Below are 17,853 nucleotides of genomic sequence, written 5' to 3' on the forward strand. Positions count from 1 at the left end.
TAGAGGATGGAAGGTATTTTAAACCTCTGGAATGCGACAGGCATTGCTAACTTTACAATCCCATCGTTAATAATGATTGCGGTAGGGTGTTTATTACTGTTTTTAGCGATAGCTAAAGGCTTTGAACCACTATTATTACTACCTATTGGTTTTGGTGCAATTTTAACAAATGTACCAGTGGCAGGTTTGTCAGACCCAGGTGGGCTTTTATACTACGTTTATTATGTGGGTATTGATACGGGGATTTTTCCGCTGTTGATATTTATGGGAGTAGGGGCGCTGACCGACTTTAGCGCACTTATTGCAAACCCACGTATGTTGTTATTAGGTGCGGCTGCACAGTTTGGTATTTTTGCTACATTGTTTGGCGCTATATTACTTAACTATGTGCCAGGTTTTGAATTTACTCTACAGGACGCATCGGCTATTGCCATTATAGGTGGTGCCGATGGGCCAACAGCAATATTTTTAGCATCAAAACTGGCACCTGATTTACTAGGCGCAATAGCAGTAGCTGCATATTCATACATGGCACTTGTGCCAATTATTCAGCCGCCAATTATGCGTGCGCTAACCACACCAGAAGAGCGCCAAATTAAGATGCCTGAATTACGTAAGGTATCTAAAAAGGAAAAGATCATTTTTCCTCTTATGGTACTTAGTTTAACGGCAATGTTTTTACCGGCTGCTATACCGCTTGTAGGTATGTTTTGTTTAGGTAACTTAATGCGGGAGTCGGGTGTTGTTGATAGATTAAGTAACAGTGCTCAAAACGAAATCATCAATGTTACAACTATATTTTTAGGCTTAGCTGTTGGTTCAAAGCTTGCTGCAGATAAGTTTTTAACTGTTGAGACGATTGGTATTTTAGTGCTTGGCGCACTGGCTTTTGCAATTGGTACGGCATCTGGCGTATTTATGGCAAAAGGACTTAACCGAATATCTAAAACGCCTATAAATCCATTAATTGGGGCGGCAGGTGTATCGGCTGTGCCAATGGCGGCACGAGTAGTTAATAAAGTTGGCCTTGAAAGCAACCCACATAACTTTTTACTTATGCATGCAATGGGACCCAACGTAGCGGGTGTACTTGGTAGTGCAGTTGCTGCGGGTATTTTATTAGCACTTGTTGGCTAAAAATGTAATTTAAAATAGATTAACCATTAAGCGCAGTTTACTGCGCTTTTTTTTGTTCTTAATTTGTTCACCGCTAAATGGTTTCTTGTTCAGCACTTTTTGTTTACAGTAACAGCTCTTCAACATTTTAAGGATAGTTATCATGCTTCACACGCCTTTAGCAAAGCACTTGCCTCACGTTAGTAAACTTGTATTTGGATGTATGGGTCTGGGAGGCGGTTGGAATAAAGACGCAATCACTGATGCACATGTTAAGCAAGCTCATGAATGTATAGATAACGCCATTGAAGGTGGTATTAATTTTTTTGACCATGCTGATATTTATACTTTTGGTAAAGCAGAGCTGGTTTTTGGTAAAGCATTAAGTGAGCGACCAGAGCTTAGAGAGCACATGTATATTCAATCTAAGTGTGGGATTCGTTTTGAAGATGACTTAGGGCCAAAGCGTTATGATTTTTCATCAAAGTGGATTGAGCAATCAGTTGAAGCATCATTAAAACGATTAAATACAGATTATTTAGACGTACTTATGCTGCATCGCCCTGATCCACTCATGGAAGTTAACGAGATTGCTCGTATATTTAGTTGCTTAAAAGAAAGCGGTAAAGTGCGCAATTTTGCAGTGTCTAATATGCAGCAGCACCAAATGAACTTTTTACAACATGCGCTTGATATGCCAATTGTGGCTAACCAAATTGAGGCTAGTTTGCAAAAACATCAGTTTGTTGATGAAGGTGTATATGCCGGTAACAGTGACGGTAAAGATCTTAATTTTACGCCAGGTAGTATTGAGTACTGTCGTCATTTTGAAATTCAAATTCAAAGCTGGGGCAGTCTATGCCAAGGATTATACAGCGGTAGTGATTTATCAAACGCATCTCAGGCTGATATAAACACCAGTCTTTTAGTTAATAAGCTGGCTGCACTTTATGATACTTCTGCTGAGGCTATTGTTATTGCATGGTTACTGCGCCATCCCGCATCTATTCAGCCTATTATTGGAACAACTAATGCCAAGCGTATTAAAGCCTCTTGTGATGCTGTAAACGTACAACTAACTCGTGAGCATTGGTATGCACTTTATGTAAGCGCTAAAGGCCATGAGCTACCATAAGTAGGGCATTGATATGAATATATTCGTTATTTTAATTGGTTTGTTTGCTGCGCTGGCGATACTTATACCCTTGCTTGAAAAGTATCAAAGTAAAATAGGGCTCAACAGCGCAACCAAATACAGTAAATATATTTGGCCATTAGTGATGGTGTCTTTAGTGATTCAGCTCATTTATGTACTGATGTACTAATGGTTTTTAGCGTATACAAAAAAGCCTTTGCAGGTTTAACCTGCAAAGGCTTTTTTAATGTTTATTAATAAACATTATTTAAGTGCTAACTGTAGCTCGCGATTGCGCTCAAGTTGGGCAATAAAGTTATCTGCAATCGGTTTAAACTTAGCAAGTTCTGAGCGAGGTAGTGGCTCTGACTTAGGAAGTTTTACTGTTTTAGGATTACGGTGAACGCCATTTACTAAAAATTCATAGTGTAAATGCGCGCCAGTAACACGACCCGTAGAACCTACAGTACCAATTTGTTGGCCCTGTTTAACTTTTTGGCCCGTTTTAACTAGTTTCTTATTTAGGTGTAAGTACTTAGTTACATATTGTGTGCCATGGCTAATAAATACGTAGTTACCGTTGTACTTGCTGTAACCCGCTTTAACTACCTTACCGTTACCTGATGCAACCACCGGTGTGCCAGTGCGTGCCGCAAAGTCGATACCACGGTGCGCTCTAACTTGCCCAGTAACTGGGTGTAAGCGACGAGGATTAAAGCTCGAACTAATATACTTAAAGCTTACAGGTGCACGTAAAAATGCTTTTTTCATGCTACGCCCTTCAGGCGTATAAAAATTGCCATCGGTATGTCGAATCGCTGCAAAGCGCTGACCTTGGTTTACAAATTCAGCGGCAATAATTTTACCGGTACCAATAAACTCGCCATCAACATAGTGAGACTCGTAAATTAAGCCAAACACATCGCCTTTACGAATGTCGTTTGCAAAATCAACATCCCAACCAAATATGTCAGCAAAGTTCATTATTTGACGTTCGCTTAAACCAGCCGCTATTGCTGAGGTCCAAAAGTTGTTAGATATTTCGCCGCCAGCGGTTTTGGTTAGCGTTTCAATTTCTTTACTATCAATAGCTGTATCGTAGTTACCTTCTTCATTTAAGGTAACAAATAAAGTATCGGTTTTTGAAATTACATAGCGCAGTTGAGCCAAAGAGCCATCTTCAGCTGTCGCAAAGCTAAGTATTTCACCGGGGTGAATTTTAGTTAGCTTGCGCGTTTCTGCGTTAGTGTTAATTAGTTTATGGAGCGTTTGAGCTGAAAAACCAGCACGTTTGAAGATAATTGCTAAATTGTCGCCATTTTTAACTTTATGATCGACAAAGTCGTATTCTGGTAACTTTTCTGCTGCTTGCTCTGAATTTAGCTCAGTTAATTTTTCGTTGTTATCAACTTTAACTTGTAACTCATAGCGCTTACCAATTTCTAGTGCATTTGCACTATTGTCTTTGGATGCAGTGGCTTTTTCAGAAGGAAGAAAGGCTAAGCCAACAATAGCAGAAACCAAACCTAGAATAAGCAATTTGTGTTTTTTGGGGAGCGTGTGAACCACGTGAACCATAACGTGCCTTTTTCTGCTGTCAAGATAATAAATACATAATATTGCAGGATATACTTAATAATGTACGAATACTAGTGTTTTGTAGATTTAAACTGACCTTAAACTACGCTAAAATCGGGCTTAGAAAGCCTTTTTTAACGCTCTATCTAGCTAAGACTCAATTGATTTAGTTTAGTTGCATGAATCACTTAAAAAGTTGTTTTAATTAGGTAGAAATTTGTTATGTTAGCTACATCTATTTATTCGGTTTAAACCTTTATTAAACCGTGACTACGCAAGTAACTAGTCGCCCCTTCGTCGGCAGAATTTTGGAGTAATACACAGTGGATTTACAAACCGCTCTAGCAGAGATAAAACGCGGTGCAGAAGAAATATTAATTGAAGACGAACTAGTTGAAAAACTAAAGTCGGGCAAGAAGCTAAAAATAAAAGCAGGCTTTGATCCTACAGCGCCTGATTTACACTTAGGACACACTGTACTAATTAATAAAATGAAAACCTTTCAGGATTTAGGTCATGAGGTTATTTTCTTAATTGGTGACTTTACCGGCATGATTGGTGACCCAACGGGGAAAAACGTAACGCGTAAACCACTTACTCGTGAAGACGTACTAGCCAATGCCGAAACATATAAAGAACAAGTATTCAAAATTCTAGATCCTGCTAAAACCACTGTTGCATTTAACTCTACTTGGATGGAAAAGTTAGGCGCTGCAGGCATGATTAAACTTGCTGCAAACCAAACCGTAGCACGTATGCTTGAACGTGATGACTTTAAAAAGCGTTATGGAAGCGGCCAACCAATTGCAATTCATGAGTTTTTATATCCACTGGTACAAGGTTGGGATTCGGTTGCACTAGAGTCAGATGTTGAACTAGGTGGTACTGATCAGCGCTTTAACTTGTTAATGGGCCGTGAGCTACAAAAAGTAGAAGGTCAAAAGCCGCAAACAGTATTAATGATGCCATTACTTGAAGGTACTGACGGCGTTCAAAAAATGTCTAAGTCGCTTGGTAACTACATTGGTATTACTGATGCACCTAACGATATGTTTGGTAAAATAATGTCAATTAGTGATGTGCTAATGTGGCGTTACTACGACTTATTAAGTGCGCTTTCTATTGAAGAAATTGCAGCTCAAAAAGAACGTGTTGAGCAAGGTACGAATCCGCGCGATATTAAAATTGAACTAGCTAAAGAGCTAATTGCTCGTTTTCATAGTGAAGCTGATGCACAAGGTGCACATGATGATTTTATTCAGCGTTTTCAGAAAAAAGCGTTACCAGATGAAATCCCAGAGCTAACAATCACTATTGCAGAAGATACTATTTTAATTGCTAACTTGCTTAAAGAAGCAAATTTAGTAGTAAGTACATCAGAAGCAATGCGTATGATTAAGCAAGGTGCAGTTAAACTTAACGGTGAAGATAAAATCACTGATACCAAACTTGAAATAGCAAAAGGCACAACGGCTATTTACCAAGTAGGTAAACGTAAGTTTGCAAACATCACTGTAGCTTAAGCACAGTTTAAAAACTAAAAAACCAGCCTCGGCTGGTTTTTTTTGTGCTCGTATTTTGAGCCCTTTAAATCAATTTTAATATTTCAATGCTGGCTATTACTAACAACCAAAATACACGGGCCTGATTTAACCTATTAATTATTACAGGTACATCCTCGGGTGTAGGTAGTCTATCAGTGCCAATACGCATTTTATTAAAGCGAGTACCTAAATAAACTGCAGGCCCGCCCAGCTGCACGCCAAGTGATGCAGAACATGTGCTTAAGAGCCAGCCTGTATTTGTTTGATAAAAATGCCTGCCATAATGCTTTATATAATGCATGCTTTGTTTGCTTGCTCGACTTGCTGCAATAGTTAAAGCGAGTAAGCGCATCGGAATGTATTCAATAATAAACAAGAGTGTTTTAAGCGGTTTTAAAAAGTAACTATTTGGGGGGATATCACTACGCCATGCTTGTTGTATTAAGGTAAGTAACCGATAGGCAAGGGCAGCAATAGGACCAAATGCTAAAAATATAAATATGACTACGAAATAGTATCGAGCGGTGCGCAGTATTAAACTCTCAATTAATGCTTTGATAATACCAGCAGATGAAAGTCTATTAACTTCACGGGCAAGCAGTGGTTTTAGTAATTCGCGTGCTGTGGATTTTTGATTTTGTTTAGTTAGCTTTGCAATGCGAAGTGCTTTTTTATCAATGCTATTACTTTCTAGGCATAAATATAAAATAAGGCCAGCGAGTAATTCAGGATAAAAAGCAAACTCGAGTAGTAACACTACAACAATGAGAATAACACTTAAAATAAGTGAGCTTGCGAGGATAGCTGCCAAATATTGATAGCTTTTAGGTTCTTTGCTTTTGTATATACGTTTGCCAATAGCACTAAAAACAGCATTTAACGCCGTATTAGGATGATACCAGCTAATAAGGGGAATAAAGCGCTCAGCAAGGAGCGCTAGTATAAAGGCAATAAAGTCCAAGTGATTTTGAACAATATTGCTAAGCATTTACAGAGATACTGCTGTAAGCTTTTCTAAAAGTGCAACAACCATTTTAGATGAGTTGATTGATGCTGTTTCTAGGTATTCTTCAAATGATTGTGGTGACTCTTTACCAGCAATATCAGACATTGAGCGAATTACAACAAATGGTGTGTTTAGCGTAAAACACGTTTGTGCAATTGAAGCACCTTCCATTTCAACAGCAAGCATTGTAGGAAAATCACTACGTGCTTTATCAATGCGTATAGGGTCACACATAAATGTGTCACCAGTACAAATTAAGCCAACGAGTGTTTTAACATCACTGATTTGTTCGATAGTTTGCTGTGCTGCTTCAACTAATTTAGGGTGTGCTGCAAAGCCTGCCGGCATTTGTGGTACTTGGCCAATTTCGTAGCCAAAAGCAGTTACGTCTACATCGTGGTGACGTACTTCTGACGAAATTACTACATCGCCTACACTAAGAGAAGGATCGAATCCACCGGCTGAGCCTGTGTTAATTATGCAATCAGGTTTGAAGTTATCGATCAGTAAGGTAGTTGCAATAGTTGATGCGACTTTACCAATACCAGATTGAACAAGTGTCACCGTGTTACCAGCCAACTCGCCAGTATAAAAAGTGAAACCTGCTTTAGTTAAAATTTGTGGGTTTTGCATAGCTTCACGTAAAATTTTAACTTCTGGCTCCATTGCGCCAATAATACCAACATTCATAAAGTTTAATTCCTGTGTTTGAATCACTTGATTATACGTGAAGTTAGCAATAAAAAACAAAAAAGCGAGCTTGTTTATGAGCTCGCTTTAAATACTTTTTAGGAGAGTATTTAATTCAGTTTTTAAATTTCAGCTAACGCAGTGGTTTGCGCTTTAGCCTGAGAAGGTGAAAGTACCGCTGGCTTATGTGAGCGATTACGAACAGGACGCTGAGTTTGTGCTGCTGCAGGTTTACCAAGTTTAAACATAATTGCATCGCGTACTTCAGAAGGGCGGTAGCCCGATTTAACTTTCATACGAATATGTGGAATGCCCGCAGACTCTAGTGCACCGTTTACAAACCAGTCGCGTTGAGCTTTGTGGCCATCTTTGTTGGCATTGTTAACTAGGTCAACAGCAGCAATGATTGTTAGTTTTTCTTTATCGATTAAAACAAAGTCGAGTTGCTTATTTTTAGCTTTAGCTAAAGCAGCACGTTTAGACTTTACTGAAAGGCCTTGCTTACAGTCAATAACGTCGATTAACTTAACGCGACTAACAATTTTATATTGATCGCCAACAGCACGCTCTAGAAGATTTAAAAAAGCGCCTTCAACCTGCGTAAAAACAGTTTGCTTGCGAGTAAAAGGATACGGGTTTCCGCCATCGTCATTAAATTTTGACGCAACAACAGAGGCCCCGACAACTAATACTAGGATTAATAATAAAGCGAATTCCATACGGTAACTCCATAACAACAAATTGACACTGCTCAAAACAAAGCAATTTACGTGCCTAAAAAGTATGGGTTATAAAATAATTACCGGCTGGTTTACAAGCAATAGCTACACAGCGATTAAGCTTTGTAGCCTCCTTTAATACCTTTTACTGCAATAGCTACAGCATCGTGTGCATGCAGTGACTCATAGTGGTTTATTTGCAGCCAATAATCACTGTAATGGTTTGCCTCTAGCAATGCTTTAATTTTACGCGCTGCATCTTCACAAAACATAAGGTTTTGACCATTCAAACGGGCAAATTCTTGCTCGTCTTCACGTTTTACTGCTGCTTGTACTGGTGTTTTAAGCTCAGCTTCAAGGGTGTTAATTAGCGTAACTACGTCAAATTCTTGAATGTTGCTATCAAGCTTTACTTTTACGTTGGCAATAGAGCGCTGCGAGTGAGGAGTCGCTACAATGCCTTGTGTAGTGCCTAGCCATTCGTGCACATCTTTTTGGCTTAACGTTTCTTGGTTAAACTTTTCGTTAAACGCGTTTTGTATAAGCTGGCGCGCAAGTGCAGCAGAGCATGGGCACGTTGAAGAATAAGTAACATCTACGGTTAGCTCGTAGCTAATAACGTTATTTTCAATTGTACTGGTAAGTACAACTGGGTAGCTTTTCCAGCCCGCTTTACCACTTAATAGTGACTTACGGCGTAGCGGTAATTCAAATTTAAATTCAATTTGTGCTTTATCGCTCAACCCTTCGTGGCTAGTTATAAAGGTATCGAGTGCCTGCGCTATTGTTTGCGGATTGACTTGCTGCTCGGTTGAAAGCAGGTCAAGTGCCAAAAATAGACGTGACATATGAATGCCTTTGGCATCTTCTTTATGTAAATTTACAAATGCACGAGCTTTGGCGTTTACTGTAACTGGAGATAAGTCTCGGGATTCAAAAATAAATGGCAGTTCTATTTCGCCCATGCCAACCCAGTCTAATTTACCTGTTTGTAAAGCGGGTGCAGTGTCTGCTATATCTGGCATATTGGTTTGCATGTGCGCTACTCGTATTTTGGGGATAATAAAGCGGGGCATTTTACACTAAATAATTTATTGCTGAAATGATGAGTTTAATAGATGAGCTAAATCAAACATGAAAAATTCTGTTTTTATCGCACAACGTGAGTAGTGGTAGGAGAAAAATGCTAAAATCTGGGAAAATGGTATGTTTATACATACGCATTGCCTTCTTTATATTAAGTACACAGCTAAGAGATAAAATTACGTATGACCGATTATTCTTTGAGCCCTTGGGCTCGGGTACTTTCCAGCTCAATAACGCGATTTGGTGAATTTAAAACCGCTGCTATTTGTTACACTTTATTTTTAACTGTATCTCTTATTTTATCGAGCATGTTTTATTATGTGGCGATAGGCGAATTACACCTGGTTGATATTTTAGCCGTTGTATTTTTTACGGCTGTGGTTTCTCCTTTAATTATAAGTGTGTTGCTTAATTCAATTCGACAACTAGATGCCTCATATGCTTATTTAGATAGCGCCACCAAACAAGAAAAGCTTTTAAATCAAACCCTAAAAGATAACATTAACCGTCTAAACATCGAAATTGATGAGCGTAAAATGGCATTTCATGCCAAGCACCGCGCTATCGAAGAACTACGACGAGAAATTGCTGAGCGTAAAAAAACACAACAAGAACTTGCTCAACAAAGCATGCTGCAGCGCTCAATAGTTGATTCATCTCCTGACTTATTTTATTACCGCGATAACAATGGCGTGTTTGCTGGTTGTAATAAAATGTTTGAAGAAGTAATGGGCAAATCAAGTAGCGAACTAATTGGCAAAACGGTTGAGCAAATATTTCCTAGTCACTTTTTATCTGAAGTTTTGAAAACCGATAAAGAAGTAGAGCAAAGCCATAAAGCACTGACCATTGATGTCGGTTATGAAGTAAATGGCGAAACGCGTTGGTTTGAGCTGCGTAAATTACCTTTTATAAATGATGAAGGTGATTACATTGGTCTACTGGGTTTTGGTCGTGATATCACAAGTCGTAAGGAGGCCGCTCAAGCGCTCGAAACGGCCTATAAAGACAAAGGTAAGTTTATTGCCACATTAAGCCATGAACTACGTACACCACTCAATGGTATTGTTGGTTTAACACGAATGCTGCTTGATACTGACTTAAACAAACAGCAGCGTAGTTGGGGTAATACTATATTTTCGAGCGCTGAAACGCTCGGCAATATTTTTAACGATATTATTGATTTAGACAAAATAGATAGAGATCAGCTCGATATAGTGACTAACTCTATTAATGTGTCAGACTTTATAAATGACGTTGTTAACTTTGCGGGCTTAATCGCGGAGCAAAAAGAGCTAGAGTTTGATATTAAGCGCAATGGGGTGCTGGATATTTACGCACAGCTCGACCCAACTCGCTTACGCCAAGTTGTTTGGAATTTAATTAATAACGCCGTTAAGTTTACACAGCAAGGAAAGGTAACACTTGAATGTAGCCGAGAAAACAGAGTTGAAGGCCCATGGTTAGTTATGAAAGTATCGGATACCGGCCAAGGTATTCCGCCAGAGCAGCTTGCTCATATATTTGATATGTATTACAAAGCGCCAGATTTAAAAGGGACTAACGCAATAGGTTCCGGTATTGGTTTGGCTGTAACTAAGGCACTTGTAAGTGCGATGAAAGGGATAATTACAGTAAATAGTACTGAGGGCGAAGGAAGTTGCTTTACAGTTCAAATACCGCTTAGTCTATGTGTAGCACCAACAGAGCAAAGTTATGTTGGTCGTGGTTTGTATATTTTACTAGTAGAAGATGTACCTCTTAACGCCGAAATTGCTACAAACTTATTAGAGCAACGCGGGCATGAGGTGTTGTGGGCTGAAACCGGTGAAGATGCACTCTCGTTTGTCGAAACTGAAGATGACTTAGATTTAGTATTACTTGATATGCAATTGCCTGATATAAATGGTGACGTAGTTGCCAAGCAAATACGCTCAGATAGTCACTTTGATAAATTACCTATCGTGGCACTTACGGCCAATGTTCGTAGTGCTGAAGAAGAGCTTGAAGGCATATCAATACAAGGGGCGCTTGCTAAACCAATTAACACAGTGAAGCTTGATAAAATGCTGGCTGATTTATTTGGAATTAAGCAAAGTGAATGCACAGAGCCGCTGTTAAAAGTAAGTGAAGAAGCCCTTAAAGGCATTGATGCACACTTATTAGATATGGAAACAATAGAAGACTTTGTCAATTCGATGGGCTTAGTTGTGTTTAGACGCAGTAGTCAGCTATTCGAAAAGCTAAGTCCACAATATCAGCAAGAGTTACTTACTTCATTAAATACTGGTGATAGAGAAGAGTATGAATCAGTAGCGCATAAACTCAAAGGTGCGGCTGGCTCAGTAGGTCTTAATGATGTGCAGCTTCATGCCAAAATAATGGAACATGGTGCGATTGATGAATCTGATGAGGTGTTAAAGCAGTGGTTAGATATTCTGGCAGATAAAATAAATGAAGGACAAAAAGCCCTTCATTTATTTTTACAGCAATTAGAGTGAAACTAATTAGCTCTAATTAAGCGTCAATTTTACCAATGAAACGGTAACCTTCACCATGGATGGTGCTGATTAACTCAGACGTTGAGTTATCACTTTCAAAATGCTTACGAATGCGACGAATAGTAACGTCAACAGTACGGTCATTTGCGCGAAGCTCACGGCCTGTCATATGCTTAATTAATTGCTCACGGCTGAAAATGCGACCTGGAGAATCAAGCATTAAACGAAGTGCTCTGTACTCACCTTTAGGTAAACGCTTAGCGTCGCCATTTGGAGAAGTAAGACAACGGCTGTTTTCATCAAGTTCCCAACCATTAAACGTAATAACACCATTTGTTTCTAGTGCTGACTCTTCACCACCTAAGGCAGTACGAGTAATAAGGTTGCGAGCTCTGATAGTTAATTCACGCGGGTTGAACGGTTTAGTAACGTAGTCATCTGCGCCAATTTCAAGACCTAAAATACGGTCAACATCGTTGTCACGACCAGTTAGGAATATAAGACCTACTTTACGCTTTTGGCGTAATTCACGGGCTAAAATAAGACCGTTTTTACCAGGAAGGTTGATATCCATAACTACAAGATTAACGTCATCGTTATTTGTAAGCTTGTCATGCATATCATCGCCATCAATGGCTTCAATAACTTTGTACCCTTCAGCTTCAAATAAACTAACTAGGTTCAGTCGAGTTACGTCTTCATCTTCTACGATTAGAATGACTGGCGTTTGCATTATTAATTAACCTTTTGGAATATATTATTTATAAAAAATCGGTGACTAATTTATAACCGATTACTAGAGATTATAGGATTATACCCATTTGTTAACAAGGAAAAAACAAATTGGATAAAAATAAAACAGTAGGGTGTCCAAAGTCTACTAAAAAGGGCAGTGCAAAAACTACTGTTTAATTGATATATACATGGATGTAGCTATTTGAATCATAAAGTCGAAGCCATTTTCCTTTGATAATTGACATATCATTCAATCAAACAAGGTACTTAAAATAATCAGACTAATTCAAAGCAAAACTATATCACTTTTTAACCTTTCATCAATGTATGTGATACAGCAAAGATAAAAAAGTTCATAAATCGCTTGATAATATTTATTTAAAGCAATTAAATAATGTTACGCACTTATCACATGCCTCATTAATGAGGTCATTAAATGCTAATTCAAGGATAAATTTTAAATATATGCACTTTTTAATGATCTTTATTTAAGGAATAGTAATTATAAAGCGAGCACCGCGTTTTTCTTCAAGATCAAACATCACTCTTCCGCCAAGTGCTTGTGTTACTAGGTTATAAACTAAGTGCATGCCTAAGCCACTTGCGCCTTGCCCGCGCTTTGAAGTTACAAATGGGTCAAAAATTCTATTTTTAATGTTTTTGTCAACGCCCTGACCATTGTCAGAATAAACGATTGTTAATTTTTTCCCGACGAGTTCTACGTCAAAGCGAATTTCATTGTTTTCTTTACCTATAAATCCATGAATTACAGAGTTCATAAGTAACTGCTGAAAAACTTGTTGTAGAGGTTCAGACTTACTATGAATAGCCAAGTCGGTCGGACAGTTGATAGTTACAACAGGCTTTTTGGGCAATAATTCAGATTGAATCGACGTTAAAACATCACTTATTAATTTGTGCACATTAATATAGGTATTTACACCGTCATCTTGAATAACCGCTACCTTTTTAAAGTTAGATATAAGGTCAGCTGCACGATTTAAGTTGCGGTAAATTAAATCTAAGTTTTCAATACCTTCATCTATAAAGCGTTTTAGATGGCTTGAGGTTAGTTTTTTGTCATCAAAGCTTTGCTGTATGTCTGCTAGTTTATCTCTAAGTAACGTAGAACCTGTAATACCTAGCCCTATTGGTGTGTTAACTTCATGGGCAACACCTGCAACCATTTGCCCTAAAGATGCCATTTTTTCGTTTTCAACAATTTGTGTTTGGTATTGATGCATCCGCTCAAGAGTTGACAAAAGCTCTTGATTTGCCTCTCTAAGGGCGATTGTTCGCTGACTTACTTTTTCTTCAAGGCTTAGGTTTAGTTGTTTGATTTCTTGCTTATCTTTTTCGTGGCGTTCAAGTTGTTTTTTTGTACGCGTAAGCATGATATTTAAACTATTTGAAAGAGCACTTATTTCTTTTACATCAGTTACTGGTGCGCGTGCATCGTAGTTATGATTTTTAGACACATCCTGCAATAACATACTTAATTGCTCTATTGGCTTAGCTATACGTCGTTGAACTTTAATAGCAATAAAGTAAACAACCGCCAGAATTAATAATGTTAATAACACGTCTATTAATATTTTTCTCTCAATATAAACCTCTAAACTCTCGAGGCTTCCTCGCATATACACATAACCTACTACTTGTTCGTTATCGTAAATAGGGCGGGTTAACTCAATATGGTCACTCGTAATTCGTGGTGTTATAAGCTCATCTACACTGTCTATCCTCAGTGGTACAGGAGGTGTTTTTTTTGCATTAAAGCTAATAAAGAAAACAGGCTTTTGGGATGCTTTTTCTATTGAGTAAATATGTATGTTTTTTACAAGAGGGATCTTTTCAAATGACTTGAGGCGTTTTTCTTCTGTTTTACGATCATCTTCAATTACCGATTGCCCAGCATCAAAAGCTACAATTTCAGAAAGAATAACAAGCTTATTAACTATTAATTGCTTTTGTTCTTTCACGCTTAAATACGTGGAGATAGAAATAGATAACGATAAGCAAATAGCTGTAATAAGCATGATCAAATTAATGAGTGCTTTTCGAATGCTACTTTGATGAACTTTTTTAGGCATTATTTCATTATCGCCTGAGTTAAATTTAATTATTTAGAGTTTTAGTTTAGCAAAGACGTGGAAAAATGAAGGAAAAAAACTAAATTAATTCTTATATTTATTCGAAAGTTAGCTTGAGCACGTTTGTGCTCAATCATTTTACTAATTTAAATTAGCAGCTATATACAGCAAATTTATTGTTCTTAAATACAGTTTGATAGCTTTCAAACTGAGTTTCTAAAATAGGGGGGTATTTTAAAAAGCTGTTAGCAACAATATTTAGCTTCCCTAATTTAGTTAAATGCTGTTTTGCATTAGCTAAAAATGTTTCTGCTACTGTGTAGTCGGTTGCAATACCAGTATGAAAAGGTGGATTGCTAATAATTAAATCAAACTTGCCATTAATGCTTTTAAGGCCGTCACTTAATATAGCCTCACCATTGATGTTGTTAAGCTTTAGGGTTTGCTGTGTTGCATAAGTTGCCAGCGCACTTACATCACTACATACAAACTCAAGTGCTGGATTATGAAGCCCTAAAAAAGTTGCTATTAAACCTGCGCCACAACCAAAGTCGAGAACTTTGCCTTGCTTAATTGTCGGTGCGTTTTCCAGTAGAACTTTCGTTCCTATATCTAAACTACCGTGATTAAACACCCCAGGAACACTAATAGCTGTAAATTCAGAGTCGGCAACATTAACAACAAACTTTTTATGGTAAGTCGTAATATCAAAGTGAGGGTGCTTAGAAATTTCAGCAAATGAGTAAAGAACGCAGTGCTTAGCTGAATCAATCTTGTTACTAAACTCAGCTTTACCAGCTAATTGCTTTTCAATTGACTTAACACCACTTTTGTTTTCACCTACTACTAATAGTTCGGCATCATCAGTAATAGCAGATCGAATATTATCAAGTGCCATTAATAACTCTGGTTTTGATTTAGGGTAGTAAAGAATAACTAAATCGTAGTCGCTACCAGGTATTGTGTGGCTTACATGAACATCAACATCTTTGGTGTTTTTAGCAAACTCTCCGTTAGCATGGTTGTAGCTAAACGCAGTTACTTTGCTTTGCGGATTAAGTCTTTTAAGCTCTGTTAAAAAGCCATCTTGAACAAAGTTGACCACCAAGATAGATTTTCCCGTTAGTGCCTCGCTATTACGAAGTAACAGTAAACTTGGGTTGGTTAGTACGCTCATAAATGGCTTTGCCTTACAGTATATTTAGTTTTATAAAAGTAAAAGTGAGTAATTAAATTTAATTATTCTGTGCGCTCAAACATTAAATCCCACACGCCATGACCTAGGCGATGTCCGCGCTGCTCAAACTTAGTAAGCGGGCGTAAATCTGGACGTGGAACATAATCATTTGTTTCTGATTGGTTTTTAAAACCAGGAGCTACGTTCATTACTTCGAGCATGTGCTCTGCGTAGTTTTCCCAGTCTGTTGCCATATGAAAAACGCCACCCATTTTAAGTTGGGCTCTTAGCTTTTCAACAAACTCAGTTTGTACAATACGGCGTTTGTGGTGACGCTTTTTATGCCAAGGGTCAGGGAAAAATAGTTGTAGTGTTGTTAAGCTTTCATTAGGTATGCAATCTGCAAGTACTTCAACTGCATCGTGTTCAAAAATACGTAAGTTGGTAATGCCTGCTTCATCGGCATCCATTAAACAAGCACCAACGCCAGGGCGATGTACTTCAATACCGATAAAGTTTAGGTGAGGGGCATTTGTTGCCATTTCGACAAGCGACTTACCCATACCAAAACCAATTTCTACTACTACATCGTTGTTGTTGCCAAAAACTTCGCTTAAATCAAGCATACCGTTTTTATGCTCTAGGCCCATTGTTGGCCAGCATTTTTCGATTGCAGCGGCTTGGCCTTTGGTTAATCGACCTTCGCGTTTTACAAAACTGCGAATGGTGCGGATGTATTTACCTTCTTGCTTAGCTTGCTCAAGGTTAGTGTTGCTTGATTCACTCATATTATTGGCCTGACAAAAACAATGTGTTTAAAAATGGTTGCATATTATCCCTGACCGAGGCCGCAATCACAAGTATTAGCTGGTTTTACACCCCGTATAGCTTGATCTTTTTGTTAACTGCAATAGACTGAGCCGCCATTGGGCATCAGTAAAAGTTAAAAATGTTGGATTTAAATAAAGAACAGTCACACTGGTTTTCTAATCAAGTTGTTGATTGGTATCACCTTCATGGGCGTAAAACACTCCCGTGGCAGCTAGGTAAAACACCTTATAAAGTGTGGGTGTCTGAAGTGATGTTGCAGCAAACCCAAGTTATTACTGTTATTCCATACTTTGAAAAGTTTATGCAAAGCTTTCCAGATATTATCGCTTTAGCTGATGCGGATGAAGATTTAGTACTGCATCACTGGACCGGCTTAGGGTATTACGCTCGTGCGCGTAACTTACACAAAACAGCTAAAATAGTGCGTGACAAATACCAAGGTGAGTTTCCGAAAACACTCGATGAAGTAATGGATTTACCTGGAATAGGGCGCTCTACTGCAGGGGCTGTTTTATCATTGTCGCTTGGGCAGCATCACCCTATTTTAGATGGGAACGTGAAGCGAGTTTTAGCGCGCTATTTTATGATTGAGGGCTGGTACGGCGTTAAAAAAGTCGAAAACCAGCTTTGGCATTTATCAGAGCAGTTAACGCCTAAAGATAATGTTACTGAGTTTAATCAAGCTATGATGGATTTAGGGTCTAGCGTTTGCTCACGCAGCCGGTTTGATTGCGAGGCTTGCCCATTAAACTCAGGCTGTGGTGCTTTTAATACAGGTAAAGTAAAAGAGTTTCCACATTCAAAACCTAAAAAAGCAGTTCCTAAAAAGAGTTGTCATCAGTTAATTATTCAGTGTGGTGATAAAGTGCTTATGGAAAAACGTCCTAACAGCGGTATTTGGGGCGGATTGTTTGGCTTTTTTGAATTTAATGAGTACGAAGAGCTTCAAATGTTTTTAGCTCAGCAAGGCCTAGAGGCTAGTTTAGTAGAGCTTGAAGCGTTTATTCATGTGTTTTCACATTTTGAGCTGAGGATTAACCCGCATGTGCTCAATGTTAAGAAAACTCCTGATGTGGTAAACGATAAGCAATTAATCTGGTATCCGCTTGATCAATCAATAGAGGTTGGCCTAGCAGCACCAACTAAAAAGTTGGTTAAACAAATTACAGCAATAGTATAGAATAGCCCCATATTTAGCGTTAGAGAGAATCAATCATGGCACGTACAGTATTTTGTCAAAAGTTACAAAAAGAAGCCGAAGGGCTTGGCTTTCAGTTATACCCTGGTGAAATTGGTGAAAAGATTTTTAATAACATCTCTAAAGAAGCGTGGGCTCAGTGGCAACATAAACAAACAATGCTTATTAACGAAAAGCATTTAAATATGATGGACCCAGAACACCGCACATTTTTAGAAGAGCAAATGGTTGGTTTTTTGTTTGAAAACAAAGATGTAGAAATTGAAGGTTATCGACCGCCTGAAAAGTAATGTTTTAAACATAAGAAAAAGGGCTATTTAGCGTAATGCCGATCAGTTAAGAAAATGACCGGTTGACCGATCCAAACGATCATGCAAAATCCGTAGTTAGGAAACTAACTACGGATTTTTTGTGAATATAGAACAAGCACTGCAAGCAACACTT

General features: G+C 38.3%; 16 protein-coding genes. 7 read left to right on the top strand and 9 right to left on the bottom strand.

Annotated features, from left to right (window positions below; translation table 11 throughout):
• Positions 1-6 precede the first annotated feature (6 nt).
• From I6F10_RS08690 to I6F10_RS08700, 3 genes are all read left to right on the top strand, one after another.
• Positions 7-1,137 (top strand): sodium ion-translocating decarboxylase subunit beta, encoded by a 1,131-nt coding sequence (locus I6F10_RS08690; protein WP_008134608.1) that lies wholly within the window; start codon positions 7-9, stop codon positions 1,135-1,137.
• A gap of 142 nt (positions 1,138-1,279) precedes the next feature.
• Positions 1,280-2,251 carry an aldo/keto reductase gene (locus I6F10_RS08695; RefSeq protein ID WP_165744112.1) on the top strand — a complete coding sequence of 324 codons (972 nt, stop codon included), beginning with the start codon at positions 1,280-1,282 and terminating at the stop codon, positions 2,249-2,251.
• Between the two features lie 13 nt (positions 2,252-2,264).
• Positions 2,265-2,441 (top strand): hypothetical protein, encoded by a 177-nt coding sequence (locus tag I6F10_RS08700; protein WP_165744111.1) that lies wholly within the window; start codon positions 2,265-2,267, stop codon positions 2,439-2,441.
• 74 nt (positions 2,442-2,515) lie between these two features.
• Here the strand turns inward: I6F10_RS08700 and I6F10_RS08705 are convergent, their stop codons facing one another.
• A complete protein-coding gene (locus I6F10_RS08705; protein WP_002962558.1) occupies positions 2,516-3,829 on the bottom strand; it encodes a peptidoglycan DD-metalloendopeptidase family protein in 1,314 nt (437 codons plus the stop codon).
• A 323-nt stretch (positions 3,830-4,152) separates the two neighbouring features.
• On the opposite strand from I6F10_RS08705, the gene tyrS reads away from it, so the two are divergent.
• Positions 4,153-5,352 carry a tyrosine--tRNA ligase gene (tyrS, locus tag I6F10_RS08710; protein ID WP_007585427.1) on the top strand — a complete coding sequence of 400 codons (1,200 nt, stop codon included), beginning with the start codon at positions 4,153-4,155 and terminating at the stop codon, positions 5,350-5,352.
• A 64-nt stretch (positions 5,353-5,416) separates the two neighbouring features.
• Here the strand turns inward: tyrS and I6F10_RS08715 are convergent, their stop codons facing one another.
• The 4 genes from I6F10_RS08715 to folE2 form a co-directional block, all read right to left on the bottom strand.
• Positions 5,417-6,361 carry a cobalamin biosynthesis protein CobD/CbiB gene (locus tag I6F10_RS08715; protein ID WP_165744110.1) on the bottom strand — a complete coding sequence of 315 codons (945 nt, stop codon included), beginning with the start codon at positions 6,359-6,361 and terminating at the stop codon, positions 5,417-5,419.
• A complete protein-coding gene (mtnN, locus tag I6F10_RS08720; RefSeq protein ID WP_024597687.1) occupies positions 6,362-7,069 on the bottom strand; it encodes a 5'-methylthioadenosine/S-adenosylhomocysteine nucleosidase in 708 nt (235 codons plus the stop codon).
• A gap of 122 nt (positions 7,070-7,191) precedes the next feature.
• Positions 7,192-7,788 (bottom strand): DUF2726 domain-containing protein, encoded by a 597-nt coding sequence (locus tag I6F10_RS08725; protein ID WP_165744109.1) that lies wholly within the window; start codon positions 7,786-7,788, stop codon positions 7,192-7,194.
• A gap of 116 nt (positions 7,789-7,904) precedes the next feature.
• On the bottom strand, positions 7,905-8,825 hold the full coding sequence (gene folE2, locus I6F10_RS08730) for a GTP cyclohydrolase FolE2 (protein ID WP_024605360.1): 921 nt from the start codon (positions 8,823-8,825) through the stop codon (positions 7,905-7,907).
• A gap of 231 nt (positions 8,826-9,056) precedes the next feature.
• Here folE2 and arcB point away from each other — a divergent pair, with 231 nt between their 5' ends.
• Entirely contained in the window at positions 9,057-11,375 is a 2,319-nt protein-coding gene (gene arcB, locus I6F10_RS08735) for an aerobic respiration two-component sensor histidine kinase ArcB (protein WP_165744108.1), read from the top strand.
• 16 nt (positions 11,376-11,391) lie between these two features.
• Here arcB and arcA read toward each other — a convergent pair whose 3' ends face one another.
• From arcA to trmB, 4 genes are all read right to left on the bottom strand, one after another.
• Positions 11,392-12,108, bottom strand: coding sequence for a two-component system response regulator ArcA (arcA, locus tag I6F10_RS08740; protein ID WP_002962549.1), 717 nt, complete (start codon positions 12,106-12,108; stop codon positions 11,392-11,394).
• Between the two features lie 490 nt (positions 12,109-12,598).
• The gene (locus tag I6F10_RS08745; RefSeq protein WP_197098725.1) at positions 12,599-14,203 is read right to left on the bottom strand and encodes a sensor histidine kinase; all 1,605 of its coding nucleotides are present in this window, start codon (positions 14,201-14,203) and stop codon (positions 12,599-12,601) included.
• 151 nt (positions 14,204-14,354) lie between these two features.
• Positions 14,355-15,380: a 16S rRNA (guanine(1207)-N(2))-methyltransferase RsmC gene (gene rsmC / locus I6F10_RS08750; protein ID WP_165744106.1), complete on the bottom strand. Its 1,026-nt coding sequence runs from the start codon at positions 15,378-15,380 to the stop codon at positions 14,355-14,357.
• Between the two features lie 62 nt (positions 15,381-15,442).
• On the bottom strand, positions 15,443-16,168 hold the full coding sequence (trmB, locus tag I6F10_RS08755) for a tRNA (guanosine(46)-N7)-methyltransferase TrmB (protein ID WP_007582957.1): 726 nt from the start codon (positions 16,166-16,168) through the stop codon (positions 15,443-15,445).
• 161 nt (positions 16,169-16,329) lie between these two features.
• Here trmB and mutY point away from each other — a divergent pair, with 161 nt between their 5' ends.
• Both mutY and I6F10_RS08765 read left to right on the top strand, forming a co-directional pair.
• Positions 16,330-17,391 (top strand): A/G-specific adenine glycosylase, encoded by a 1,062-nt coding sequence (mutY, locus tag I6F10_RS08760; protein ID WP_165744105.1) that lies wholly within the window; start codon positions 16,330-16,332, stop codon positions 17,389-17,391.
• Between the two features lie 35 nt (positions 17,392-17,426).
• Positions 17,427-17,699: an oxidative damage protection protein gene (locus I6F10_RS08765; RefSeq protein ID WP_002962543.1), complete on the top strand. Its 273-nt coding sequence runs from the start codon at positions 17,427-17,429 to the stop codon at positions 17,697-17,699.
• Positions 17,700-17,853 lie beyond the last annotated feature (154 nt).

Source organism: Pseudoalteromonas sp. SWYJZ98 (assembly GCF_015864495.1).
GTDB classification, from domain to species: Bacteria; Pseudomonadota; Gammaproteobacteria; order Enterobacterales; family Alteromonadaceae; genus Pseudoalteromonas; species Pseudoalteromonas distincta.